The 630-nt window shown below is 70.8% G+C and carries 1 protein-coding gene; it reads right to left on the bottom strand.

Annotated elements, in window-relative coordinates; translation table 11 throughout:
• Positions 1-598 (bottom strand): 13E12 repeat family protein (locus OC372_RS19305; RefSeq protein ID WP_262003898.1); only part of this gene is annotated, 598 nt, incomplete at its 3' end.
• Positions 599-630: the final 32 nt, after the last annotated feature.

The following is a 630-nucleotide window of genomic DNA, read 5'->3' as shown; positions in this document are numbered from 1 at the left end:
TCGCGGCGAGGGTGTCGTGCTGCTTCTGCGACCGTGAACGGGTGTCGACCATCCGTCCCGGGTCACCGGACAGGAGGACATCGTGGTCCGCATCGACACCGTCGACGCCTTCCGAACTCGTGTCCGTTTCCGGAACCATCTCGTCTGTCGGCCGGAACGCCACTCCGGGGACGGGTGGTCCGTCGACTTTGGGGTTCAGGTACGCGTCGAACAGGCGCTGCAACTGTCCCGCGGCCTCCGGCAGCAGCCTGCCCCGGATCGGGATGACCCCGTCTTTCGCGCGCCCGAGGGTCAGCCCCCGTACCCGCATCGCGATGTCGTCCGCGGGTTCCGCACCATCCGGGTCGAGATACTGCACGATCACCTGCGCCAGCAACCGCAGATCCTCCGGCGTCGCCGCCGGTCCAACCTCCCCACCAGCATCCGCACCCGCATCCGCACCCGCATCCGTGTCCGTGTCAGCAGCCGCGAATCCCCGCGCGTACGCGGCCAACTCCGCGTCCGCCCGCAACCGGTCCGCCGTCCCGATCCGGGACCCGGCCTGCTCGATCGGCCCGATCGCCGCCAACAGCCCGGCGACCCCGATCGTCCCGTCCACCAACGCCTCCCGCAACGCGGGCCACCGCGCCG

This window comes from Microbacterium sp. Mcb102 (assembly GCF_024519805.1).
Classification (GTDB): Bacteria; Actinomycetota; Actinomycetes; order Actinomycetales; family Microbacteriaceae; genus Microbacterium.
This window is presented reverse-complemented; position numbering and strand designations above follow the sequence as displayed.